A 23,043-nucleotide genomic window follows, 5' to 3' on the forward strand; every position below is an offset into this window, starting at 1 on the left:
TTCCTGTTGTAATTATTTATGTTATGAGTGGTTGTGTCATAATCCATTGCATAGAAACCCAACAGAATAGTGGAATCTTTCGAATCGTTTCCCGCTAAAGCCATGCTATGCTGGGGCGATCTGAGCAAAGGCTCACAGGGTCGGCATAGAAATGTACCGGCCTCCCGTAAATGCGGCATCCTGTTCAGGATACGGCAGGAAAGAAAGGTGCAAAGACCCAGAATGATGGGATTTTAGGCGCATTTTCGATTGTGAGCGAAAGTGCGCTTTTGCTGTTGTTTTTGCTTTTGCTGGCCAAGGGTTCCGTAGAGGCCTTAGACGAGAGAAGGGGGAAAAAGGATGGCAGACTGTCTTTCCGCAATGCGTTCGGTGGAATTTCTGAGTCACTTTTCCGATGATGAGCTCCAGGAGATTGGCAAATGCCTGCTGACCAGGGTCCAGAGGTACAAAAAGGGTGAAAAGGTTTTTGAGGCGGGTCAGCCCGCTGTTTCCATGGGTGTTATTCTGCAGGGAAGGGTGTATATCGAGGATGATGATGCCTTCGGGAACAGGAGCATTCTGGCGGAACTGCACCGGGGGGATACCATGGCCGGCAGCTGTGTCTGTGCCCAAAGGCCCAGCTATCTCACCTCCTTTGTCGCGGCGGAACCGTCGGAGATTCTATTGCTGAATTGCGGAACCATCTATACCAACTGCAATAAAAGCTGCAGTATTCGCGGCAAGATGCTGGAAAATCTCCTGAAAATTATTGCGGCGGAGGCAGTCACTCAGAGCCGCAAACTCAAATGTTTATCACAACGGAGTATCAGGGGAAAATTGCTGGCTTTTTTCTCTTACTGTGTTCAGGAAAAGGGAGAAAACAGCTTCACTATCCGTTTTTCCAGACAGGAATTGGCGGATTTTCTTTGTTTAAACCGCAGTGCCATGTCCAAAGAGCTGGGCAAGATGCGGGATGATGGTCTGCTGCGCTTTGACCGGAACTATTTTGAGATGTTGTCTTGTGAAGTTAAAAGGGAATCACCGGAACAGGATAAGACAAATACGTTTTTGAAAGCTATTTGATGTGGGGTGCTGATCATCGAATTAAAGCGAACCAATAATCAGCCCTGGCAGCTGGGTGCCATCCTGGGGACCGGTGTTTTGACCGTTGCCTTAAGCCTGACCGCTCTTTGCCTGGGCCGTTATGAATTGTCCATAATTGATGTGGTGAAAATACTGCTTTCCGCTTTTTGGGATTTGCAGCAGACCTGGACCGACGCCATGGCGGATGTGGTCTTTCAGGTGCGGTTGCCCCGGGTTTTCGCCGCTTTATTAGTGGGAGCCGGTCTTGCCATTTCCGGGACAACCTATCAGGGAATATTCAAAAATCCCCTGGTCTCCCCCGATCTTTTGGGGGTGTCTTCCGGCGCTTGTGTGGGAGCGGCCATGGCCATCTTAAACGGCCTGGATGCGGGGGGAATCCAGATCTGTGCCCTCCTGGGCGGGCTGCTGGCCGTAGCCATTACCACAACCATTCCCAAGTTGCTGAGAAACAGCTCCAACTTAATTCTGGTGCTGGCGGGAATTATTGTCGCCGGCTTTATGAGCTCCGCTCTGGGATTGCTGAAATATGTGGCAGACCCGGAAACCCAGCTGCCGGAGATCGTCTTCTGGCAAATGGGCAGCCTGGCCACCACCTCCATGAGTGACGTCATGATGATTGTGCCGGCGATGCTGATCAGCATGGCCTTATTGATAGCCGTACGGTGGCGCATCAATATTCTCTCTCTGGGAGATGAAGAGGCCGGTTCATTAGGGATTAATATCAGGGTGATCCGCGGCTTGGCCATTGTTTGTTCCACCGTCACTACGGCTTGTGCGGTATGCATCAGCGGTACTGTAGGCTGGATTGGCCTGGTTGTTCCCCATCTCTGCCGGATGCTGGTTGGGCCGGATAATACCCGGGTCATTCCCTTATCCATCTTCGTGGGAGCCTCATTTATGCTGGTGGTCGATACGGTTGCCCGCACTGTGACCAGCGGTGAAATTCCCCTGAGCATTCTCACCGGATTCATCGGTGCACCTCTTTACGGTTGGCTATTATTTAAGCAGAGGATGAAAATAAAATGAACAGCTTATTGGAAGTCAATCAGGCAGCCTTCGCTTACCCCAGCGGCAAGACTGTGTTGAAAGATGTTAACTTTACGATCTCCCCGGGGCAGATACTGTCCATTATCGGGCCTAACGGTGCCGGCAAATCGACGCTGCTGAACTGTATCGCCGGGTTTAATACTTTGGATCGGGGCAATATCCGCATCGAAGGGATACCTTTGCCGAAAATGAACCGCAAAGCCATAGCCCGCTATATCGGTTATGTTCCCCAGATCCATAACCCGGCCTATGGTTATTCCATACGCGATTTTGTGGTGATGGGCCGTGCTCCTTATATCAGCACCTTCCGCATGCCGGGCCGGGAAGACTTCGCCAAAGCGGATGCGGCCATTGCGGCCATGGGGATTTCTCATCTGGCTCAGCGGCCATACACCGATGTGAGCGGAGGGGAGCGGCAGCAGGCCACCATTGCCCGGGTGATTGTGCAGGAGCCGCAAATCATTATGCTGGACGAACCCACTTCAGCCCTGGATTTTGGCAACCAATTAAGGACTGTCCGGATGATTAAGGAATTGGCGGGACGGGGTTATGCCATCATCATGACCACCCATAATCCCGATCAGGCCATGATGCTGGAAGGGCAGGTGGGAATCTTGGAGAAAAACGGGCGTTTTTCAGTAGGCAAAGCCCAGGAAATAATCAATGAAGAGACCTTGACCGAATTGTATCAAACTGAGGTCAAGATTCCCTATGTTGAACAGATTTCCCGCAATGCTTGTCTGGCCCGCTTATAAGAGTAAAAACTTGCTTATAGATGTGAAACCTGCTTATAGGTATGAAAAGTGTTGATTAGAATCGATCAGAATCGACTAGCTTGAAGGGAGTTCACTATGGAAAAAGCCTACTTACAGATTATGGATTTATACAGGCAAGAGGGACTAAAGCCGGGCCGATTAACCCAACTGGGTTACTTCCCTAAATGGACGGTAGTGATGGGGGATAATGGGCAGATCGGAAGAGCCTTTCATTTTGATGGGGAACACTCGGTATACCCCTTGCGCGATCCGGATGCTTTGCTGCCTCTCCAGCGCTTCGTGGGCAAAAGCTTATTGGCCTTGGCGGAGGAACTCCTGACGGAAACAGATATTCAATTGCGGGCCGTCTGTCTGGCCGTACTGAATGCCCTTTCCCATCCCCTGAATCAGGCCGAACAGTTAAAAAAGCGGGGGTTCGAACCTGTAGAATTCGACAATTTGGAATTTATCAATGCTGAGGATCGGGTGGTTTTGGTAGGCTATGGCGCACTGATCAAAGAAACCCTGGCCCGCTGCCCTGTCATTGATGTCTGTGATATGCGTTCCTTAAGCAGCCTGCGGACGGTGTCCATTGGCAGAACGATTGAATATGGGCCGCCGGGAATTCGCTTTCACGGAGCGGCGGAAAATCAAACCCTGCTGGCGGATGCAGATATCGTGCTGCTGAGCGGTTCCACCTTGGTGAACGGCACTTACAGGGATTTGATTCGTTACGCCCGGAAAGCACGGGTGATCGGCATGTTTGGTCCCAGTGCCCAGCTTATCCCGGAATTTTTGCAAGGAGGTGGCATTAACTACATTACAACCTCCGGCATCGCGGATGCGGACAGATTCTATCAGGTGCTGAGCAATCCGTATGCAGGGGAAGGGGAGTCCGGTACCTATAAGTACACCATCAGGATGTTTTAGAGGCTTCAGTCAAGATGTTCTAGAGGTTTTAGTTTAAACGAGTAGACAAGGAGTGTGGAGCGTGAGGAAATATTTTGCTGTTTTGCTGGTGACCGTCTTATTGATGGTCAGCACCTTAGCCGGATGCAGCCCCAAAAGCAGTCCGGCCAGTAACGCGCCAGGCAGCCCGGCAGGGGATTCTGCCCAGAATCCGGCCCCCGCCGCAGCTGAAAGAACCGTAACCGATGCCAAAGGGAGAGAAGTCAAGATCCCGGATAAGGTGGAGAAGATAGCCGTCACCTGTTACGGAGGCGCCACCCATGAAATGACAGTTCTCGGCTTTGCCGACGCTATTGTCGCCCAACCCACCATGAAGAGTTTTCCTCAGTTGAAAAAGATGTTCCCTCAATATGAAACAGTGATTGATCCGGGCTCCTTCAATGAAGTCAATATTGAAGAGATCATCAAGGCTGATCCGGATATGGTCTTTGTGGGAGTCAGCTCTCCGGAAGGGAACAAGAAAATTGAAGAAGCCGGATTCCCCACCTATACCATGTGGATTGGCTGGGCAGCCATCGATACTCTGAAGCAGGAATTTCTCAATATCGGGATGATCATGGGCAACGAAGAGCAGGCCAAAAAGCTGGTTGCTTACTGGGACGAAAAACTTGCCGCTCTGGAAACGATGCTGGCTAAGGTACCGGAGAGTGAGCGCAAGGTTGTCTATTATACCGGGGCCGATATAACCAAAGCCAATACCAGTGACTGGGCCTGGACCTTCATCGAAGAAGCCGGTGGCGTCAGTGCCATCAGCAAAGGAACCACCGGTGACGTCAATGTGGAAGTGGTTTTGGCCGCTGATCCTGATGTCATCATCACCCAGGGAGGAAACGGAACTGCGGGATTCCTTCAGGACAACCGGATTCAGAACTTAACCGCCATCAAGAACAAAACGGTCTATGAGTGTCCGATTGCCGCTTTCTGGTGGGACCGCCCATCTCCTGAAGCTCCCTTAGGGTTTATGTGGCTTGCCCAGACCCTCTATCCGGAATACACCAAGGATATCGATCTGAAAAAGGAAACCAAGTATTTCTTCTCGGAGTTTTATAATTATGATTTAAGCGACGAAGAGTACGCATCCTTTTTTGTGCATAAGAAAAAATAGACAGACCTGTCCAGCGTAAAATAAACAGATCTAAAAAATAAGCAGATGTAAAAAAATAAAACAGACGCAAATAAACAGATGTAAATGGGGGAGAGCATGTTTAATAACAAAAAATGGTTAGCAACACTATTGGCCCTGGGTATGGCGCTTACCCTTCTGGCAGGCTGCGGCAGCGGGCCGGCAGCATCACCTGCACCAGCGGAAAAACCGCCGGAAAAGCCGGCGGAATCCTTGAGCGGGAAATCCCTTTTCGTATACTGCGGGGCGGGCATGACCAAACCTTTTGGCGAAATTGCCGAAGCCTTCAAAGCGGAGAGCGGGGCCGAAGTGGAAGTGGTTTACGCTAATGCTGCCCAAATCCAGACCCAAATCAAAACAACTCAGGAAGGGGATCTGTTTATAGCCGGTTCCGTTGAAGAGCTTAATCCTGTCAAGGATGTTGTGGCCGGCAGCAAAGAGCTTGTCAAGCATGTTCCCGTCCTGGCCGTAAAAAGCGGCAACCCGTTGAAGATCACCGGACTGAAGGATCTGACGAAGAAAGATGTGGAAGTTGTCCTGGGGGATGCGGAGGCTACGCCAATCGGCAAAATCGCCAATAAAGCTCTCACTGATTTAGGAGTGCTGGCAGAGGTCAATGTCATTGCCAGAACGGCTACTGCACCGGAAATGATCACAGCCTTATCTGTCGATCAATGCGATGCCATTATCGTCTGGAAAGAAAATGTCAGCGGGTCCGGGATCGAGATCGTCAATACGACGGATTTGGACGCCCAGATCAAAAAGATTCCGGCAGCCACTTTGAGCTTCAGTAAGAATACGGAAACAACCGCAGCCCTATTGAAATTCTTTGATACAGATCAAGCCAAAAGTATCTGGGAAAAATACGGATATGAAGTGGTAAAGTAAAGATTTAAGGGGTTGCCATGAAAAAGAAGCTTTCGCCGTATAGCCTGTTCGATGTTTTTACCGCTGTTGTGACGCTGATCGTCGTTGCCTTTATTTCTGCGGCAATCTTGTCTATACTTATTAAAGGCTTCCCGTACCTTGGGGAAGCCTTTTTCTCAGAAGAAGTGAGGTTTGCGGTGAAATTGAGCCTGTATACAGCCAGTATCTCAACCTTTGTTTGCTTTGTGCTTGCTGTGCCCACCGCCTATTCACTGACGAGGGGAACATTCCCCTTTAAGAAAATAGCTCAGATTATTATTGAACTGCCTTTATCCATGCCCTATTTGGTCTTGGGTTTGTGTCTGCTGCTCATCTTCTCCTCGGAATTCGGCAAAGCATTGAGAGATATGGGCTTTAGGGTGGTATTTGATAAAAACGGGATTATTATGGCTCAGACCATCGTCAATCTGCCCTATATGATCCGTTTGATCAAGACAGCCTTTGCAGAAGTGGATGAACGGCTGGAGATCATTGCCGGAATGCTGGGTGCTTCCCGCTGGAAAAGGTTTTTGACGATCACCTTACCCCTGGCCCGCAATGCGGTGATATCCGCGGTGATTCTGGTCTGGTCCAGGGGCCTCGGCGAATTCGGCGCCACATTAATGGTCGTCGGCGCTACCAGAATGAAAACGGAAACCCTGCCGGCCAGCATTTATCTGAATATGGCCACAGGGGATATAGGAGCGGCCATGGCTTCCGCGATCATCATCCTGCTCATTTCTTTTGTATCGCTTTTTGCAACAAGCCGTTTAGAGGGGAAAAATCTTCAGGCAAGCCGGATGAAGGACGTGTATTGGCAGTGAACCCACTTGTTGAAATCAGGGACTACTCCCTCCGATTAGGAAAATTTAAATTGCAGCCGATCAATCTAATGATCAATGAAGGGGAGATTTTCGGAGTTTTAGGGAAAACCGGCTCAGGAAAAACCGTGCTTCTGGAATCTATAGCAGGTTTTTACCGGGGCTGCTCCGGGCAGATATGGATTCAGGGTCAGGATATTGCCGAGGTTCCTCTGGAGAAAAGGGGCATTGGTTTCGTGTACCAGGACTTTGGCTTATTTCCTCACATGACGGTAGCCGACAATATTGGGTATGGTTTGAGAATGCAAAGGAAAGAAAAGCAAACCATCAAGGATGAGGTAAACCGGATGGCTGAGATCCTCGCCATCAGCCCGATTCTAAAACAATACCCCGGAACCTTAAGCGGCGGGGAGCGGCAGCGGACAGCCATCGCCAGGGCCCTGGTCCTCAATCCCAGAATTCTTCTGCTTGATGAACCCTTTTCTTCCCTGGACCCGGCTACCAAAGAAACCATGTACCGGCAGGTGAAGGAGATTCATCAGCTCTTTGGCTGCACCATTCTCTTTGTAACCCATGACTTTAAGGAAGCCCAGACCATGGCGGACCGGATCGGCATTATGATCAAAGGGGAATTGAAAAGTATCCGCCGCAGCGAGGAGCTTTTTATCCGGGACAGCGATGAAGAAGTCAATCGGTTTTTGGGGCTGAGCGACCGGGTGTAAAGCAAAATCCTGGAGACAATAATGACAACGATAAGACAATTAGGGGCTAAGCATAAATCACTATTACAAGGGAGGTTTCACTATGCTGTACTTAACTCGTGAAGAAATAGACCGTTGGCTCAAGGAAGATGTTCCTTATATTGACCTGACCAGCTGGACCCTGGGGATCAGGGAGCAGCAGGGGAGCATCACGTATTTTACCAGGGAAGAGGCCGTGGTGTGCGGAACTGAAGAAGTCAGGCAGATTTTTGACCATTTGCATATCGAGACGGACCACATCATCCCCTCCGGTCAGCAGGTAAAGCAGGGCGAAGTTTTGATCACCGGGAGAGGAAGAGCCGAGGATCTGCATATGGCCTGGAAGGTGGGGCAAAACATTTTGGATCACTGCTCGGGAATCGCCACCAAGACACGAAGAATGGTGGATGATGCGAAAAGCATTAACCCTAAGGTAGCTGTTCTGACCACCCGCAAAGGATTTCCCGGCACCAAATCCCTGACCACCAAGTCCATCATGGTTGGCGGCGCACTGCCCCACAGATTGGGTATATCCGAAACGATTCTGATTTTCAAGCAGCATATGAACATGATCGGTGGGTTTGAGGTTTTGCTGAAAAAGCTGCCGGATCTGAAAGGGGAATGCTGTGAAAAGAAGATCATCGTGGAGGCCGGGTCTTTGGAACAAGCGATCAGCCTTTGCCAGGCCGGCGTGGACGGGATCCAGTTCGATAAACTAAAGAGCGAAGAGCTTAAAAATGCGGTGAAGTATTTGCGAGCGGAATTTCCCCACGTGGTTGCTTTGGCTGCCGGCGGCATCAATGAAACCAATGTCAAGGACTATGCGGAAACCGGGGTGGACGGCATCGTCACAACGAGCCTCTTCAATGCCAAGCCCCTGGATATCGGGGTGAAAATAGAACCGATACAGATACATTTATAATTATTAAGCCTTTGAAAAGGTATCAAGAAGTCGTTATCACAGTGGTGAGCGGCTTCTTTTGTTTAAAGAAGCGGCCTATATTTCACTATAAAAGTGGAATAAGGCCGCTCCATAATTACCCTTTGTGAACTTCTCCTTCCGGAACCATGGGCAGAACAATGGAGATCCGGGTGCCGACTTCCAGCCGGCTGAGAACTTCCAGGTGCCCGCCGTGCCGCTCCGTAATCCACTTGGCAATGGCCAGGCCCAGGCCCGAGCCGCCGGTGGCCCGGGTGCGGGACTCATCGGTGCGGAAGAACCGGTCGAAAATCAAAGGAACCGCTTCCGGTTCGATGCCGATTCCTTCGTCCTGAACCGTGAGGCGGGCCAAGTTTCCCTGGCCGGAGACGGATAGGGTGATCTGTTTTCCGGCAGGGGTATATTTCATGGCATTGTCCATAAGGATCCGGGTGGCTTGCTTAATCAGGCCTTTATCTCCCTTGATGTAAACCGGAGTAAGTGTGGTGGAGTATTCGTGACCCCCATCGATCATTTGGGTTTCCCGCAGAATCTCCTGGGCAAGGGCGGATAATTCAAAGGACTCGATTTGCAGAGCCATAGTGTTGTTGTCCCCCCGGGCGAGAAACAAGAGCTGTTCCACCAGGGTCTTCATATGGGCAGTCTCATTTTTGATGGCATCGATGGATTCCTGGAGCGTTTTTTCATCCTTTTTACCCCAGCGGTCCAGCAGATTGGCATAGCCTTGAATCACGGAGATCGGGGTCCTGAGTTCATGGGAGGCATCGGAGACAAAACGCGCCTGGGAGCGGTAGGATTCGTTAATACGGTCCAGCATACCGTTGATAGCAGCGGCCAGGCTTTGCAGCTCACTCTGGGTTTCGTCCACGGAAATGCGTGTATCCAGATGTGTGGCATTGATATCATCCAATTTGCCCGCCAAATCCTTGAGCTGCTCCGGTGAGAAAATCCCTTCATGACTTAAATTCCGGGCAGTTTCGGCCAATTGCTCAATAGGCTGGAGTGTACGGCGGATGACCCTGGCACCGGAAGCAATGCTTCTGAGCAAGGTGATTCCTTCGATCAAGAGCATAATACCGAACATGGCCGCTAAGAACCTGATCGTCTGCACAGGGCGGTAGGAGAGAAGATAAAAACTGTCGTCCATGGGCAGGACCACATTATAGCTTACCTGCTGAATTCGTCCCCAAATCCCCAGACCTTCTCCCCGGGGCGGCAGGTCAATACTCCTGATCTGCTGAGCGGTCAAAGAGGGAAGGTAAGCCTGTATCCCGGAAGGAATATGGAATCCTTCCGGTTCTGCGGCACTATGCTCAATACGAATTGGGGTAAGCTCAAGCCAATCGTCCACCTCCAGAGGGGGCGGCGGTCCTGCCTGAGTCAGCTTTTCAGCAACTGTTCCTGCGGTCTGTTCAGCATGGACAAACAGCCCGACTGCGGATATAAGAATAAGACAGATGTTCAGATTTATAAATATCCAAAACAACCGGAAGAAGAGCTTGATATTCAGTTTCCAGACGATGGAAAACCGCATTTTGTTACGAATGCGGCCAGGAGGACGGGTTGGGGATTTATTGGTCATCTTTAATCACATATCCTACTCCTCTGACGGTGTGAATAAATTTAACATTGAACACTTCGTCAATTTTTCCGCGAAGAAAGCGTATGTAGACATCCACAGCATTGGTGTCTCCTGCAAAATCAAAGCCCCAGACATTTTCCAGAAGGGATTCCCGGGAGAGGACGATTCCTTTGTTTTTCAGGAGAAAGTGCAAGAGGTCGAATTCCCGTTTGGTTAAATCAACGGGCTTGCCCCTCATGGTTACAGTACGGCGGTCGGCATCGAGCTCCAGACCGGAAGCAGAGAGGACCTCTGTAGAGGATAGGGGGGCCGTGTTTCTCAGGGCGTTGCGGATACGGGCCAGCAGTTCCTCGATGGCAAAGGGTTTGGTGATATAATCATTGGCCCCGCTGTCCAGGCCGGAAACCTTATCCATGACACTGTCCCGGGCCGTGAGCATGATGATGGGGACGGCAGAGGTCCGGCGGATTCTCCGCAGAACCTCCGTACCGTTTAATTTAGGCAGCATGACATCAAGCAGGATTAAGTCAAACCGGCCGGTTTCCGCCAGCTCAAGCCCTGTTCGGCCATCAAAGGCCTTGGTTACAGTATACCCTTCATAACCAAGCTCAAGCTCTACAAAGCGGGCAAATTTTTCTTCATCCTCAATAATCAGGATAGTTTGGCTCAAGGGAAGTCCCACCCTTTTCAAAATATTATTTATCCATGGACTTTTTGAGGTTTTCAGCGGCATCGGCTGCGCTGTCCATGGCATCATTGATGGTGGTGCCTTTAATATCAGTTCCCACAAAACGATAACGGAAGCCGAAGAACAACCCGATCACCATCAGGGGAATGGTCACCCAAAAGGCGAAGATCAGAAGCAGGACCAGAGCTGTAATGGGAACTGAGCCCTTCACTTCCTCACCGTGGAGCACTTCGAAGGAATTCGCGTTGCCCTTGCGCAGAAGTTTTACGAAAAGCTTCCAGGTATCTTTTAAGAAAGAAAGGAAAGGGTTTTCCTTATCGCTGCTATGGTGCTGTTTTTGCCAATCCTTGGCCTGATAAGAGACCACATGGGCATCGACGGTTTTTTCACTGTTGTAATAACCACCGCCGGCAGGGGCGTGGATTTTGCCCTGCTTTTCCAGATAGATGATGGCGTCCAGCAGATCACCGTTAGCGGCATCCAGGGCAGCTTTAGCCTCTTCAAAAGTTATATTGCCCATTGAGCATAGTTTTTCTACTTTTTCTAAAAGTGTCATCATGGGTTCCTCCTTGTTTTTTGGTATTTCAACTGGCACTATTTGAATTCTAACCCAAAAAACTTTAAGGATCGTTTGCTGGAAATTAAAATGGGATTAAAAAACGGTGAAAGTAAACAATGTATGTCAGGGTGCGTTGCAAGTGCTTAACTGCTGGCCCAGAATCCTGATTTTCTGTGCGTAATATATACGTAATAAACACATAATATACAAATTTTAGATTAAGTCAATGATTTCCTATAATTAAGTCATCAAACAAAAATGAAGGGCAAGATTTGTGTGGTAGATAGGTATTTCAGTAAATTGGAATTTACAGTAAACTATCATAAGAGTTTTCTATTACATTAGGTAATAGTGTGTATATATTGCAATCGCACAATTTATCAAAATAATTTTTTAACCCTAAAAATGCCTTCCATTTATCAAGAGTGAAACCTAGTAAACCATGTCTTAATGCTACATCAATTAACCTTTTCTCTATTATACAAGCACCATTTGGCAATGATATTGCGTCACACAATTGTATCAATCGGTCATAATCATCATATACCGCATTCTTTATAAAGCATGACAAGAAAGCCTTCTGTTCCTCTGTGCAATCAAATTTTCCGAAAAACGTATTTACATCTTGTATTGGATATGAATGAGTTAAACATATTCTGGCAATCTCCTCTTGGTTTAAACTCATCATATAATCATACCCGTCAATCGTATGCATAATTGATTTTGTGCCTTCTCTGCGGCCTATATCATGTAATAATCCCATAACATAGGCTTGATTGCCATCTAATATGCCAATTTTATCTGCAATCAATTTAGCATTCAGGCCAACTGACATGCTGTGTTTTATCCAGGGGCCTGGATTTAGTTTTGCACCTATTGACAGCTCTCTTTCTGCTTCTTGGGGACTTAACATAATAACTCCTTTAGTAAACTAAATTTTAATATATCAAAATTTAGTTTCATTTTTGCACAAATTCCGGTTAGTTTAGGAGATTATCTTTGTAAATGCACACGGATTCTTTCCAGATCAGAGCTGCAAAGAACATCAAGATTGCGGAATAGTTTCTCAGCCGGCCAATCCCACCATTTCAAGTCCAGCAGATAGTTTATCAGATCGTCGCTGAACCGCTTTTTGATGAGCTTGCCCGGATTCCCGCCGGCGATATGGTAAGGGGGAATATCTTTTGCCACGACGGTGTTGGCCGCGATAACAGCGCCGTCGCCGATATGTACGCCGGGCATGACCGTAACATTCTGTCCAATCCAGACATCATTGCCGACCACCGTATCCCCCTTAAAGGGCAAGTCCGCTAAAGAAGGGGTTGCGATCTCCCAGCCGTTGCCCATGATGTTGAAAGGGTAGGTAGTAACGGAAGACATCCGGTGGTTTGCCCCGTTCATGACAAACTCTATCCCTTTGGCGATAGCACAGAATTTCCCGATGATCAGCTTATCTCCCAAAAACTCATAGTGATGTGTCACATGGTCTTCGAACTTTTCCGGTCCCTGATCATCATCATAATAGGTATAATCCCCCACCATGATGTTGGGACGGGTAATGACATTTTTGATATAGCAAAGGCTTTTAATAGCTTCGTTGGGATAGATGGCATTGGGATCAGGGCCATACCGCATGCTTGTCACCTCGTACAAGGAAAGAAATATCGGATTCTCAAAAATCAGTGTATCATTTCTGCACAAAAAATGGAACTGCAACACCGACACCACCAAGGCACCATCAGGACATTATCAGCTGAGAGTGGAAGGATACAAAGGTAGGGTCCTTTATTGTGATAAAGTTAAATGATTTTATTTAATAAATATAAATGATATTAATTTAAAAAAATAAATAAATTACTGGAAATATTACTTTGTGTAGTTTATAATTATTGCAAAATAGCTGAAGGGGGTATAGAATTTGAGAAAGCTTGCATGTTCTATATGCGGGTATATCTATGATGAAGCCGCCGGCGACCCTGAGAGAGGGATTGCTCCAGGCACCCTGTGGGCGGATGTGCCTGAGGAATGGGAATGTCCCCTATGTGGTGCAACCAAATCCGACTTCCAAGAGCAAAGCGGTGCTCCAACCGTTGCCCAAGAGCTAAGTGACGAGCATGATGAGGAGGATATGCGGGAGTTATCCTTCGGTGAACTGAGTGCTTTGTGCTCAAACCTGGCCAAAGGGTGTGAAAAGCAATATCGGAATGAAGAAGCCGAGCTGTTTAACCAATTGGCAGAGTACTACAACAGCAGGAACAGCCTGGCAGAAGAAGGCAGCTTAAAGGATCTCATGGCACTTATTGAAGAGGATTTGAATTCCGCTTATCCCCATGTCAATGGTGTTGCGGCCCGGGCAGCCGATCGGGGGGCTCTCAGGGCTCTTGTCTGGGGAGAAAAAGTAACCAGAATCCTCAACTCTCTTCTCAATCGCTATAACAAACAAGGAGAGGCCTTATTGGCAAACACCCATGTCTATGTTTGTGAAATTTGTGGTTTCGTCTACATAGGTGAGGAAGCGCCTGAGATCTGTCCGGTGTGCAAAGTCCCCAGGAAAAAAATTACTGAGGTGAAAAGGGGGTAAGCAAGCTATGCCTGCAGTTAGAAATATTGATCTCTGTACCAAGGATTGCCTGTGTCTTTATGTTTGCTCGACAGGAGCAACCGATACAGAAACAGGTCAGATTGACCCTGACAAATGCCTGGACGGATGCCGGGCCTGCGTCGACGCCTGCCCATCCCACGCCATATCCTTTGTGCCTGAGGTATATCCTCCTCAGCAAGGAAAATCCCCTTCGGTAAAAAGAGCCATGTTATCTTTAGCGGCAAGTAAAACCAAACAGGAAAAGATCGCGGCCCAAGTGGCACAACGATCGGGCAGCCCGATTTTGCGTCAGTTTGCCGAAGCCCTAAGCGCCTCCAATCGGTTAATGGCCGAAGATATTCTGCGTGAAGCAGGGTATCTGCTGCCCCAGAGCGTCAACGCTCAGGATTTTCTTCAATCCTTGCTGGACAGCCCCCAAGGAGAGGATTTTCCCCGGGAAGCGGCGGCAAGATTATTAGCTAAACTAAAAGCCAATCAGGCAAAAGAGCAGGAGGAGAAAAAAATGACTCACTATCGTTGTTCAATTTGTGGTTACCTTCATGAAGGAGAATTAACCGAGGACTTTAAATGTCCAATCTGTAAACAACCCGCTTCCGTATTTCAACTGGTAGAAGAGAAGGGGACTGCAGGCAATCCTTACGCCGGCACCAAAACAGAGAAAAATCTTCTGGATGCCTTTGCCGGAGAAAGCCAGGCCAGAAATAAATATACTTATTTCGCCGCCATAGCCCAGAGAGAAGGATACGATCAAATTGCCGAACTCTTTTTGCATACGGCAAGAAATGAGCAGGAACATGCCCGCATCTGGTATGAAGAGCTGGGCAATCTGGGCAAGACCGCCGCAAACCTTTTGCATGCGGCTGAAGGGGAAAACTATGAATGGACGGATATGTACGATCGCTTTGCCAAGGATGCTGAAGCGGAAGGATTCAAGGATTTAGCGGCAAGATTCCGCAAAGTGGGTGCTATCGAGAAAGCCCATGAAGAAAGATACCGTGCCTTGCTGAAAAACGTGGAGATGCAGCAGGTCTTTGCCAAAGGGGAAGAAGCCATGTGGGAATGCCGCATCTGCGGACATCTTGTCATGGGCAGGAAAGCGCCTGATGTTTGCCCGGTATGCAAGTATTCCCAGAGTTATTTTGAAGTAAGGAAAGAAAACTATTAAACGATTCATGCTTATAGACTAAAGGAGGGGAGCTGTCGCGGGACAGCTCCTTATTTGCTCAGCCGTTGCTATGCTTGTTTTATATCTGCAGGCGACTGTCAGCACGAAAAGCTGTGCTATATTTGTCATACCAAAACTTTCAAGACATAGAAAACAGCGGCTTTGAATTAACGCTCATATCTTGATCTTTTACCTTCAGCTTTTTTCTCAATAAGGCTTCTTTGTTTGGTGCGTTTTCATCTCTTAAAAACGAGGCCCAAGTCATATCGACCTTATCATGATTAGCTTCCCAATACTTTAACCGATCTAAAAACCAATTACATTCTTTTGTCACAAAAGCATCGAAATCATCTGGCTTTTCAGCATACACGAGAGCAGTAAGGCCATAAAAAACAATACCCAAAGCATGAGTTTCTACATGGATAGTTGCTGCTGCATGGCCTATTGCTCTGGCGGCGGCTTGAGCCGCCGGATAACCCTCTGCGTCTGTTGCCGCATTGTGGGCCGCATGAATTGCCTTTTTGGCAACGGGCATTTTCACTTCGCCCTTTGCCCATTGTTTCGCTATCCCAATAAGTTCTCGTGGCCTCTTTTCATTTGGAAAATCCTTTTCAAATATATCTAAAAAACGTGGAGTGCAGTCAAGCGCCCATAATACTAATGTTTTGTGTGTTTGCTTTTCTATTAGGGAGCGTAGCGGCTGAATACAAGCGCTTTCTCTGGAAAAAAGTATTTTTCTCATTTTTAACCTCCTCTCTATCTTTTTTTAATTATAAAACATTAAAGCAAGCTGTAAGGTTTATGTGTATGATATTGCCTTTTGTGTAGAATTATATTGTAAGAAGTCTACTATATATTTATAATGTTGATTGAATAAATTTATCCATAGAACGGAGGTGTAGATACGCGTATTCGCCCTAAAGACATTGCTCAACATTTTGGAATAAGCAATACTACGGTGAGAGTATATGAAGAAATAGGGTTAATTCCTCAGCCAACTCGAACAAAGAGTGGGTATAGGATTTATACTAATGAACATGTTGCCTATTATGCTTGTATTAGAATAATGCTATCGGGGTTTTCATTAACAAAAATTGCAAAAATACTCACACCTGTAATTAACAAAGATATTGATACTGCTTTGTGGTTAGCAAACAAGGCACAGGCTGATTTGCAGCAAGAAAAAATCATATCTCAAAAAATGATGGAAAATCTCTTTGAAAGAATTGATAAATCCCAGAACAGCATTACGCAACTTTTAACTGTAACGGAAATGAGTAAATTAACAGGTGTCCCTGCAACAACAATACGATATTGGGACAAAGTAGGGTTACTAACTGCAATGCGCCAAACTGAAAATAATTACCGTATTTTCACTATTGCTGATATAAAAAAAGTTCATGTTATATATGCTATTAAGTTCGCTTCATTTGCAAGCAGCAAAAGATATTCCGTTAATATTATTAGGCAACAGCTTGATAATTTTGATTATGATAACAAGGAGCAGATCGAGAAACTTGCACAAGATTTTTATAGATATTTAGACAATCTAAACCGTAATCAAATAAAAAGCATTGCGGCTCTGTATCATTTATGCCAACAAGTTGAAGCAGATATTTTTGAACCGCTTATTGGGATATAAGAGCGATACTTTCCGATTTCCATAAAACGGTAAGCGATTCAAGACATTTTCTGATATCGATCAAGACATCGTTGATGCTGCCCATAAATTCCATGCCGAGAATAAAGATCCCCACTTGAATTATGGTCTTACTCATGAATTATATGGATACTTGAGTCAGGCTATTGAAGCGATGAATGCTGAATGATGAATGTTAAATGCAGAATGCTGATTAAATTCTATAAAAAATTGACCCCCATGGCAGGGACAGTTACTTGAAAAAGAGTGGAGGGCAAACGAATCATGTCCAAAGAACTAAACATCATCGCCCGCATCCGCACGGATTTTCCGACCAAGTTCGGAATTCCCCGGCAAAGCGGCCTTATTGATGACCTTAAAGCAGCCGTCGTCTTCGAGCCGGAATACCGCAATGCCGACGCTCTGCGGGGGTTGGAAGGGTTTTCCCATATCTGGCTCATTTGGGAGTTCTCCGCCGCCCTCCGGGACACCTGGTCGCCCACAGTGCGCCCGCCGCGGCTGGGGGGGAACAAACGCATGGGTGTCTTTGCCACCCGCTCCCCCTTCCGGCCTAACCCCCTGGGACTCTCTTCCGTCCGCCTGGACAGTATTGAAGTTGATCCGGAGCTGGGGCCGATTCTCCATGTATCAGGAGCCGATCTCCTGGATCAGACTCCCATCTTCGATATTAAGCCCTACCTTCCTTATACGGACTGTCACCCGGAGGCAACAGGAGGATTCATCGAGCCTCTTGCGGACCATGAATTGGTGGTGGATTTCCCTGAACAATGGCTGAACCGCGTTCCACCGCAGCGACGCCAAGCCCTGGTAAGGGTACTGGCCCATGACCCCAGGCCCTCCTATCAAAAGGACCCCCAACGGATCTACGGTCTCGAATTCGCCGGATTCGAGATAAAGTTTACGGTGCTGGATAAGGTGCTGACCGTGTGTGACGTGAAACAAACCGGAACACATCCTGTTTCTTAAAAAAACCACCCCAAGCCTCACTCCACGCTTTTCAGGGATGCCACCATATCGACATGTTTGAATTGTCTTCCCATCATAAAATTTACAAGCATGGTAAAGCCCAGCATGAAAGCAAACCCCACAGCAATGCTGGAAAGATCAATCATGGGCAGAATTTCCAGGTCCGGCGTTGTGGCCTGGTCAACAATGACGCCCAGCAGCAAAGAGCCCAGGATGTAGCCGAAAGGCAGACCGAATACGGTAATCCAGATCGTTTCCCGCAATACCAGCCTTTTCATCTCATTTTCATAAAACCCCAGGACTTTCAGGGTCGCAAGCTCGCGGATTCGCTCATAGTAATTCATCCGGCCCAGGACCATCATAACGGCAAAGGCCAGCAAGCCCGCAAATAAAATCAAGATCATTTGAAAGCTTTGCAGGCTTTCCAAAACAATCAGCATATTGCTGCGCATTTCCTCCTTTGTTTCTACCAGGGAAATTCTCGGATCGCTGTTCAGCTTGCTTAAATCAAGATCCTGGCCCTGTATGAGAAGGGTTCTGACCAGGAAGGGGAGAGGGGACACCTTGGCAAAGGCGGTTTTGGATAGATAGATTTCATTACCCACAGGGAAATCCACAATATCAGCGACTTTCAGGGCCATGACCGTTCCATCCAGGCTTTCCGCTCTGAGGGTATCCCCTACGTCCACGGCCAGAGCCTTGGCCATTCTGGGAGTAATCAAGGCCCCCTCCTCCGGTAAAGGAATCCCATTACCTCTGGTGTCCTTGAAGTTGAGGCTTTTTTGCCCTTCCTCCATCACGACAAGATAAGGGCTTTGTACATCGCCCTCTTTCCCATAGAGATAGACGCTGAAAGCCATGGTGGCGTCCACATGCTGCCCGTTCAATGTATTATAAATATCGGCAAGCTGTTCAACGGTGGCTGGAGTACGGAGTTTGATTTCCACGTCATAGTGAACCGTTTCCTTAAAGGCCCTGTCAAGCATCCCGTTAATGGAATTCATCAGTCCGAAGCCGCACAAAATCAGGGAAGTGGAACCGATAATCCCCACAAGCCCCATGAGCATCCGGCCTTTGTTGCGGAACAGATTCCTTGTCACGATTTTGCCGCTGAAGCTGAGCCGGCGCCAATAAGGAGTGATTCGCTCCAGAAAAATCCGGTGACCTTGAGCCGGTGGCTTGGGTCTCATCAGAGCAGCCGGTGTCAGCTTCAATGATCTGCGGCAGGAGAAGAAGGTCCCGCCGCAGGTAACCGCCGTCACACAGAGGGCCGACAGGAAGAAGTGGGGGGTAAAGGGGATGACACCGATGGCTTCGATGGTGTAATAGGTCATGCCAATCCTGTACAAAAATTCCGCGATCAGACAGCGGGCCACAATCCATCCCAAAATCATGCTGGGCAGGGTGATCAAAACCCCAAAAAGCGCGTACCGCCCGGTAATTTCCTTTTTGGAGTAGCCTAAAGAGCGAAGGGTTCCCAGATGCTGGCGCTGGTTCTCCAGCATTCTGGATACAGTAATCCAGGTCACCAGGGCCCCTGTCAGGAAAAAAGCCAGGGAAAACAGCAGGCCGATTTGTTTGATCCCGGTCATAGCATCCGCAACCTTCCGGTAGCTTGTCTGATGGTGGCGGCTGAGGATAGTGGCTCCGGCCAGCCTTTCTCGTATTTGGGCCGAAATTTCCGCCTGGGCAAGAGTTGAGCCTTCAGCAACAGTGAGGATGATTTCATTGAAAGGAACCTCCGGCAAAGAGGAAGCGTTGGTGTAGGCGAAGCCATATTTTGGGTAGTCGGGAACGGTTAAGCCTTCCGGCGCGTAATAAATGTATTCCCCGGCCCGGACAATTCCTTGGATCAGCCACTCTGTCTGTTTTTCCCCTTCTCCTGCCGTAATTCTGTCGCCGACAGACAGTTTATGAGCCTCAGCAAAGCGGCTGTCCAGCAAAAGGGCGTTGGCTTCACTGCCATCCAGTCCGCTGCCTTCCAGAAGCTCCGGCACATTGATGGTGGCTGTTTCATCCAGTCCGTGCAGATGAAGCACCGCCCCTGAGGCTCCGGGGAGAGTCATGTCGGTTACTTTCCGCCGCTGAACCTCTTGAACTTCCCCCCAAGATCGCAGGCCAGCCAAATGGGCAGGAGAAATTTCCCCTTTATAAATCCAGTAGTCAGCAAGATTTGCCTGCTTATAGGCAGCGGATACTGCAGTTTCGACCGTAGTCACATACATGTTAATGCCGCTGAACAGGGCAATTCCTAGTGAACAAATGCACACGATAGCCAGAAAGGACCAGCGATTTTCCCTTGTATCCCGAAGAACTTTTTTTTGCAGCATGTTTACCATGGGATCCCCTCCAGATCAAGGGGCGATTTTTCAAGGTGTTCGTTGCTGATCGCCCCGTTCTTCATCTCAATCAAGCGGTCGGCGATGGGTGCGAGCAGAGAATTGTGGGTAATGATGATTACGGTTTTACCCATTTGGCGGCTCACATCCGCTAATACTTTCAATACAGTTTTGCCTGTTTCCGTATCAAGGGCGCCGGTGGGTTCATCGCAGAGAAGCAGGTCAGGGTTTTTGCAGACAGCTCTTGCGATAGCAACCCGCTGCTGCTCCCCGCCGGAAAGCTGGGCCGGGAAATTATGAATCCTATCCTGCAAACCCACAATTCTCAGGGCCTCTTCCGGCTCGAGGGGGGATTTGCAGACTTGCCTGGCCAGCTCCACGTTTTCAATAGCAGTAAGATTAGGAATCAGGTTATAAAACTGAAAAACGAAACCAATCTTGTGTCTGCGGTAATCGGTCAATTCCAGATCGTTCATAGCGGTAATCTCCTTGCCGTTAAAGAGAATTCTCCCGGATGTGGCTGTATCTATGCCGCCCAGCAGATTAAGCACCGTGGTCTTGCCTGCGCCGGAGGGGCCGAGTATGATACAAAGCTCACCGCTCTTCACCTGAAAGGACACATCATTTGCCGCACAAATGACGACTTCTCCCATCTGATACTCTTTTCTAACCTTTTCAAAACGAATGTCCGCCACATCAATACCTCCTTCAAATATATGAACTAAAAATACCATTATAGTTCATATATTACTAGTCGTTCCTTGACTGGTCAAGGGCCCTATGCTATATTATTTACGTTTAAGGTATATATAGTTCATAATTTGAGGTGATTTGTTTTGGATGGATTTGAAAAGAGAAGAAGTGATAAGAAAAAAGCCATCATGCAGACGGCTTTGGAATTATTCGATCACTATGGATTTGATAAGGTCACGATGACGGAAATCGCCGAGAAAGCCCATGTTTCCAAAGTCTCTATTTATAACTTTTTTGAGAGCAAGGATAATCTGCGGCGTATCATCATCATGAATATGCTGGATGAAAGCATTGCCAAAATAAAAGAGCTCATTGAAAAAGAGGGGGATTTCTTCGCTAAAATCGAGCAGTATATCCAGATCCGCACCTGGTATTATGGCCAATACAGTTTGCGGTTCTTTTTTGAAGCCGTTGAGAGTGATCCGGAGCTTCGGAATTATTTTGACCATTACAATACCGCGAATAAAGAGCTGTTTATTAAATTCATAGCAGCCGGTAAGCGCTCCGCAGTTTTCGCGCAGGATGTTTCCGATACGGCAATAGGCATTTATCTTGATATGATTCAGTCCTATTTTTTGCATAATAAAGAAATCCGCAATCAGCTTGAGCACAATCCGGAATTGGTCCGACAGCTTAATGTGCTTTTCCTTGATGGATTAATTCAGCAGAAAAATAGAAAAAAAGTATGAAATTAAGTCTATTTAGATTTTTTATACTTTGATAAAAATATCTATTGACTAACTCTTAAAGCTATGTTAATTTTTACATGTCAGATACTTGTCGGTGCAATACTTGTTTATCTAATACTTGATTAGATAATAATTGTATCTGCAATAATCGAAGGATTTATGAAAGTTAGAACTTAGACTATATTTAAACAGTCAGTCCAAAAGCTACATAATTTTGCCTGTGTTTACCATGATTCTCACAAAGTGATATTGCCAGATAGCAGATAGATAATAAGCAATTATTGAGGGGTTAGATTTGGGGTTCATGAACTCAGGTTTGTGAATCCTGGAATAAAAAAATTTAAGGAGGAGTAACATGAAAAAAACCCTGGGTATTATTCTATCAATTTCACTCGCTTTTTCCGTACTGGCACTCCCGATTTTTGCTGCAGTTGATACCACAACGTCAGCAACAGTGGAGGCGACAACACCAGCTGCACCTGCGACACCGGCAAAACCAGCAGCAACGGCCCCAGCAGCAACCCCTAGTGTTGATACTTCTAAAATGGCAGCAGGAACTTACTACACAGTAGTAAGCGGTGATTTTTTCTGGCAAATTGCAGCAAAACATGGACTGACAATTGATGCATTAGCAAAATTAAATCCACAGATTAAGAATGTTAACCTGATTTTCCCCGGTCAAAAAATTCTTGTTAAAGCTGAAGAAGCTGCTGCTTCTACTTCTACTGCTGCCGTTGCCCCAGTAGCCAAGAAACTTTACCAAGGAATTGGTATGGCAGCCAACTATCGTGATAACACCGCCAGACAAAAAGATCATGACAATTTAAACGTTACTACAGTAGCCGCACTTTTTGATGATGCCGGCAAGATTGTAAAATTACAGTTTGATGTTGTGGAAATCCTTCCTGATATGTTCCCAGGTTGGATGGATCCTGAAGCTGCAGACAAATCGCTCTACAAAGATGCTCAAGCCAAAGGCTTTAACTGGGAAACCAAGAAAGAAGAAGGCGATGCTTATGGCATGAAAGCCAGTGCTGTTTCCGGTAAAGAATGGTGGGAGCAAATGAACTTCTATGAAGAGTACTTCAAAGGAAAGACTGTCGCTGAAGTTCAGGATTGGTTTGTTAAGTATTGCGATGCCAACGGAAGACCTTACAAAATGGCTTATCCTGATAAGTTAACTGACGCTGATAAAGCTAAAGTTGCAACCTTCACAGAAGCTGAAAAGAAAATGTTGGTAGACGTTACTACCGGTGCTACTATGTCACTCCAAGATCCACATTCCCGCTTCATAGATGCTTTGGTAAAAGCTTATGAAGTCAGAAAAGAAGTTAAATAAACATAGCAGATAATTACAAAGCATTGCCTTGAATTGGTTGTCTAATTCAAGGCATTTTTTTGCGCTAAATACCCCGTACATTTTCTGCAGATACAGAAGACATACGGGGTGCCAATCTTAGCAACAGCTTGAGCTGAGAATTGTTTTTGCTATTGTATAGAGCTGCTTTGCTCAATGTGAAGCTGTATTATAGGAATTGCTGCATCTTCATGGCAGCGGACATATTGCCTTTGATCTTGATTTTGCCAGTCATTACCGCAGACATAGCGTTGAGTTTCCCTTGGTTTTAAAGAAGTTGTGAATCTTAACTTAATATT

23 protein-coding genes, 1 pseudogene and 1 riboswitch are annotated in these 23,043 nt (G+C 47.2%); of the genes and pseudogenes, 15 read left to right on the forward strand and 9 right to left on the reverse strand.

The window, feature by feature from the left end:
* Positions 1-65 precede the first annotated feature (65 nt).
* Positions 66-222, forward strand: a riboswitch (molybdenum cofactor riboswitch).
* Positions 223-339: 117 nt separating this feature from the next.
* From BUA14_RS13230 to modD, 9 genes are all read left to right on the forward strand, one after another.
* Entirely contained in the window at positions 340-1,062 is a 723-nt protein-coding gene (locus tag BUA14_RS13230) for a Crp/Fnr family transcriptional regulator (protein ID WP_072773020.1), read from the forward strand.
* 6 nt (positions 1,063-1,068) lie between these two features.
* Entirely contained in the window at positions 1,069-2,109 is a 1,041-nt protein-coding gene (locus BUA14_RS13235; RefSeq protein ID WP_072773021.1) for a FecCD family ABC transporter permease, read from the forward strand.
* Positions 2,106-2,885, forward strand: a complete 780-nt coding sequence (locus tag BUA14_RS13240) for an ABC transporter ATP-binding protein (RefSeq protein WP_072773022.1) — start codon at positions 2,106-2,108, stop codon at positions 2,883-2,885. Before BUA14_RS13235 ends, BUA14_RS13240 begins: the two co-directional genes overlap by 4 nt.
* A gap of 96 nt (positions 2,886-2,981) precedes the next feature.
* Entirely contained in the window at positions 2,982-3,815 is an 834-nt protein-coding gene (locus BUA14_RS13245; RefSeq protein ID WP_072773023.1) for a DUF364 domain-containing protein, read from the forward strand.
* Between the two features lie 61 nt (positions 3,816-3,876).
* Complete coding sequence (locus BUA14_RS13250; protein ID WP_072773024.1) at positions 3,877-4,959, forward strand: ABC transporter substrate-binding protein; 1,083 nt, start codon at positions 3,877-3,879, stop codon at positions 4,957-4,959.
* Positions 4,960-5,055: 96 nt separating this feature from the next.
* Positions 5,056-5,865, forward strand: coding sequence for a molybdate ABC transporter substrate-binding protein (gene modA, locus BUA14_RS13255; RefSeq protein WP_072773025.1), 810 nt, complete (start codon positions 5,056-5,058; stop codon positions 5,863-5,865).
* A 17-nt stretch (positions 5,866-5,882) separates the two neighbouring features.
* The gene (locus tag BUA14_RS13260) at positions 5,883-6,707 is read left to right on the forward strand and encodes an ABC transporter permease (RefSeq protein ID WP_005814372.1); all 825 of its coding nucleotides are present in this window, start codon (positions 5,883-5,885) and stop codon (positions 6,705-6,707) included.
* Positions 6,698-7,426 carry an ATP-binding cassette domain-containing protein gene (locus BUA14_RS13265; RefSeq protein ID WP_011459529.1) on the forward strand — a complete coding sequence of 243 codons (729 nt, stop codon included), beginning with the start codon at positions 6,698-6,700 and terminating at the stop codon, positions 7,424-7,426. The genes BUA14_RS13260 and BUA14_RS13265 overlap by 10 nt, the downstream gene beginning before the upstream one ends.
* Positions 7,427-7,508: 82 nt before the next feature.
* On the forward strand, positions 7,509-8,366 hold the full coding sequence (gene modD, locus BUA14_RS13270; RefSeq protein WP_072773026.1) for a ModD protein: 858 nt from the start codon (positions 7,509-7,511) through the stop codon (positions 8,364-8,366).
* A 115-nt stretch (positions 8,367-8,481) separates the two neighbouring features.
* On the opposite strand, the gene BUA14_RS13275 is transcribed toward modD, so the two are convergent.
* The 5 genes from BUA14_RS13275 to BUA14_RS13295 all read right to left on the reverse strand — a co-directional run bounded on the left by BUA14_RS13275 (position 8,482) and on the right by BUA14_RS13295 (position 12,848).
* Positions 8,482-9,966 (reverse strand): sensor histidine kinase, encoded by a 1,485-nt coding sequence (locus tag BUA14_RS13275; protein WP_072773027.1) that lies wholly within the window; start codon positions 9,964-9,966, stop codon positions 8,482-8,484.
* A complete protein-coding gene (locus BUA14_RS13280) occupies positions 9,956-10,636 on the reverse strand; it encodes a response regulator transcription factor (protein WP_072773028.1) in 681 nt (226 codons plus the stop codon). The genes BUA14_RS13275 and BUA14_RS13280 overlap by 11 nt, the downstream gene beginning before the upstream one ends.
* Before the next feature lie 25 nt (positions 10,637-10,661).
* Positions 10,662-11,213, reverse strand: a complete 552-nt coding sequence (locus tag BUA14_RS13285) for a hypothetical protein (RefSeq protein ID WP_005814380.1) — start codon at positions 11,211-11,213, stop codon at positions 10,662-10,664.
* A 307-nt stretch (positions 11,214-11,520) separates the two neighbouring features.
* Complete coding sequence (locus BUA14_RS13290; protein ID WP_072773029.1) at positions 11,521-12,126, reverse strand: HD domain-containing protein; 606 nt, start codon at positions 12,124-12,126, stop codon at positions 11,521-11,523.
* 80 nt (positions 12,127-12,206) lie between these two features.
* Positions 12,207-12,848, reverse strand: coding sequence for a Vat family streptogramin A O-acetyltransferase (locus BUA14_RS13295; RefSeq protein WP_072773208.1), 642 nt, complete (start codon positions 12,846-12,848; stop codon positions 12,207-12,209).
* Positions 12,849-13,131: 283 nt separating this feature from the next.
* On the opposite strand from BUA14_RS13295, the gene BUA14_RS13300 reads away from it, so the two are divergent.
* Both BUA14_RS13300 and rbr read left to right on the forward strand, forming a co-directional pair.
* Positions 13,132-13,794 carry a rubredoxin gene (locus tag BUA14_RS13300; RefSeq protein WP_072773030.1) on the forward strand — a complete coding sequence of 221 codons (663 nt, stop codon included), beginning with the start codon at positions 13,132-13,134 and terminating at the stop codon, positions 13,792-13,794.
* A 7-nt stretch (positions 13,795-13,801) separates the two neighbouring features.
* Positions 13,802-14,980, forward strand: a complete 1,179-nt coding sequence (gene rbr / locus BUA14_RS27490) for a rubrerythrin (protein ID WP_072773031.1) — start codon at positions 13,802-13,804, stop codon at positions 14,978-14,980.
* 139 nt (positions 14,981-15,119) lie between these two features.
* Here the strand turns inward: rbr and BUA14_RS13310 are convergent, their stop codons facing one another.
* A complete protein-coding gene (locus tag BUA14_RS13310; RefSeq protein ID WP_084078625.1) occupies positions 15,120-15,722 on the reverse strand; it encodes a putative immunity protein in 603 nt (200 codons plus the stop codon).
* A 183-nt stretch (positions 15,723-15,905) separates the two neighbouring features.
* On the opposite strand from BUA14_RS13310, the gene BUA14_RS13315 reads away from it, so the two are divergent.
* Both BUA14_RS13315 and tsaA read left to right on the forward strand, forming a co-directional pair.
* The gene (locus BUA14_RS13315) at positions 15,906-16,622 is read left to right on the forward strand and encodes a MerR family DNA-binding transcriptional regulator (RefSeq protein ID WP_282433366.1); all 717 of its coding nucleotides are present in this window, start codon (positions 15,906-15,908) and stop codon (positions 16,620-16,622) included.
* Between the two features lie 282 nt (positions 16,623-16,904).
* Entirely contained in the window at positions 16,905-17,606 is a 702-nt protein-coding gene (gene tsaA / locus BUA14_RS13325) for a tRNA (N6-threonylcarbamoyladenosine(37)-N6)-methyltransferase TrmO (RefSeq protein ID WP_072773033.1), read from the forward strand.
* A 17-nt stretch (positions 17,607-17,623) separates the two neighbouring features.
* Here tsaA and BUA14_RS13330 read toward each other — a convergent pair whose 3' ends face one another.
* Complete coding sequence (locus BUA14_RS13330; RefSeq protein WP_072773034.1) at positions 17,624-19,945, reverse strand: ABC transporter permease; 2,322 nt, start codon at positions 19,943-19,945, stop codon at positions 17,624-17,626.
* Positions 19,939-20,598 (reverse strand): ABC transporter ATP-binding protein, encoded by a 660-nt coding sequence (locus BUA14_RS13335; protein WP_072773210.1) that lies wholly within the window; start codon positions 20,596-20,598, stop codon positions 19,939-19,941. The genes BUA14_RS13330 and BUA14_RS13335 overlap by 7 nt, the downstream gene beginning before the upstream one ends.
* Positions 20,599-20,781: 183 nt before the next feature.
* Between BUA14_RS13335 and BUA14_RS13340 the strand changes: the two genes are divergently transcribed.
* Positions 20,782-21,387 carry a TetR/AcrR family transcriptional regulator gene (locus BUA14_RS13340; protein ID WP_072773035.1) on the forward strand — a complete coding sequence of 202 codons (606 nt, stop codon included), beginning with the start codon at positions 20,782-20,784 and terminating at the stop codon, positions 21,385-21,387.
* Between the two features lie 355 nt (positions 21,388-21,742).
* Positions 21,743-22,726 carry a chlorophenol reductase gene (locus BUA14_RS13345; RefSeq protein WP_072773036.1) on the forward strand — a complete coding sequence of 328 codons (984 nt, stop codon included), beginning with the start codon at positions 21,743-21,745 and terminating at the stop codon, positions 22,724-22,726.
* A gap of 187 nt (positions 22,727-22,913) precedes the next feature.
* On the opposite strand, the pseudogene BUA14_RS28750 reads toward BUA14_RS13345, so the two are convergent.
* A pseudogene (locus tag BUA14_RS28750) lies at positions 22,914-22,997 on the reverse strand (SCP2 sterol-binding domain-containing protein); the annotation flags it as partial.
* Positions 22,998-23,043 lie beyond the last annotated feature (46 nt).

The sequence above is a fragment of the Desulfitobacterium chlororespirans DSM 11544 genome, from assembly GCF_900143285.1.
Lineage (GTDB): Bacteria > Bacillota > Desulfitobacteriia > Desulfitobacteriales > Desulfitobacteriaceae > Desulfitobacterium > Desulfitobacterium chlororespirans.